The 1,805-nt window shown below is 73.4% G+C and carries 1 protein-coding gene; it reads right to left on the minus strand.

The annotated features are described in order from the left end of the window. Positions 1-569: 569 nt before the first annotated feature. The gene (locus ACWEO5_RS38435; RefSeq protein WP_452166701.1) at positions 570-1,616 is read right to left on the minus strand and encodes a cation diffusion facilitator family transporter; all 1,047 of its coding nucleotides are present in this window, start codon (positions 1,614-1,616) and stop codon (positions 570-572) included. Positions 1,617-1,805 lie beyond the last annotated feature (189 nt).

Here is a 1,805-nt window from a genome sequence, read left to right on the forward strand (position 1 = left end):
AATTAAAAATATATTTATTTCTTAATTTGTTTTTTGGTTTATTTTTTTTTTTTTATATCTTTTGCCCACTTTTCCCTGGCCGGGGGGCCCGGGGGGGGGGGGGGGCGCCCCCCCGCCGTTCGCCCGGTGGCGGGCGCGGGCGCGCCCGGCCGGGGCCTGCGCCTCCTGCTGGTGCCCGCACTCCAGGTGTTCCTCGGCCGTGGCGGAGGCCGGCGGGCGGGGCGCCCGGGCCTGGGCCGGGGGCCCGGCCGCGAGCAGTGCGAGCAGCGCGGAGAGCAGCACGGCGAGCAGGGCCACGGGCACACCGGCGCCCCGCCCCCCGCGCACCGCCCCGCGCCCGGCCATCGCGCCTCCCCCCGGCGTCCGCCCGGCCCGGTGGCCGCGCACGTACCAGCATACTGACGGAACGTAATCACGGCATCCGGTTTCCCGGATTGCCGGGTGCGGTCAACCCGCCGGTAGAACGGAATTTGACGATCCGTCAGCGAGTTCGATTGCCGCCGGTGGCACGCGCCCGCTCACCCTGCGTACGCGCCCGGCGCACCGCGCCCGTGCGTCCCACCGGGCGTCTAACGGTGGACGGCGCCGTGCGGTTCCGCGCAGTGGGCGCCCGGGGTCCGCGGGGCGCCGACGGTGAGGAGTTCGGCGGCCGCGTGGTCGACCTGGAGGGTGGTGTGGGTGATGCCGGCGGCGTGGGCGAGTTCCCGCTCCAGGGCGGCGCGCACCGCGTGGCAGTCCCGCTCGGGGGCGACCAGGACGTGCGCGGAGAGTGCGGTCTGGCCGGAGGTGATCTGCCAGACGTGCAGGTCGTGCACCTCGACCACGCCGGGGCGGGCGGCCATGGCCGCGCCGATCGCGTCCGGGTCGGTCCCGGCCGGGGCGGCCTCCAGGAAGATCCGGCCGGACTCCTTGAGCAGCCCCCACCCGGCCTTGACCATCAGCACCACCACGACCAGCGAGACGATCGCGTCGGCGCGGGCGAAGCCGGTGGTCATGACGACCAGGCCCGCCGCGGCGGTGGCGACGAAGCCGAACAGGTCGTTGAGGACGTGCTGGTAGGCGCCCTCGACATTCAGCGAGGTGCGGTTGGCCCGGGAGAGGCACCACGCGGCGGCGACGTTGACCGCGATGCCGGCCAGCGCGGTGCACAGCACCAGCGAGCCGGTGACCTGCGGCGGGTCGATCAGCCGCTCCACCGCCTCGTACGTCAGCCAGGCCGCCAGCAGCATCAGGGTCAGCCCGTTGACCTGGGCGGAGAGGATCTCGGCGCGCTTGAGGCCGAAGGTGAACCCGCCCCTGGCGGGCCTGGCTGCCAGCCGCATCGCCACCAGCGCCAGCACGATGGAGGCCGCGTCGGTCAGCATGTGCGCCGCGTCCGACAGCAGCGCCAGCGAACCGGCGGCGAGGCCGATGGTGACCTCGACCGCCATGTAGGCGCAGATCAGGGTCAGCGCGATGGCCAGCCAGCGGCGGTCGGCGTCGGCCGCCACCCCGTGGGAGTGCCCGCCGTGGCCGCCGCCGTGCCCGTGGTCGTGCCCGCCCGGTCCGTGCTCGTGGTCGTGCCGGTCGTGGTCGTGCTGCTCGGGTTCCTCGTGCTGGTCGTGCTCGGCGCCCACGGCTCCGCCTCCCCGTCTCCCCGTCCCGGTCGTTCGACCCGGGGAAGTGAAGCGCATCGCCGCGCACCTTGGCAAAGGCTGCACCGATGACGGTTTTCAACGGCGATAAGACCCCGCTGACCTGCGGTGACGCCTTGCGCTCCGGTCTCCGGCCGCCCCGCCGCGGGCCGCGCCGGTGGCGGCCCGGCC

Source organism: Kitasatospora sp. NPDC004272 (assembly GCF_053603035.1).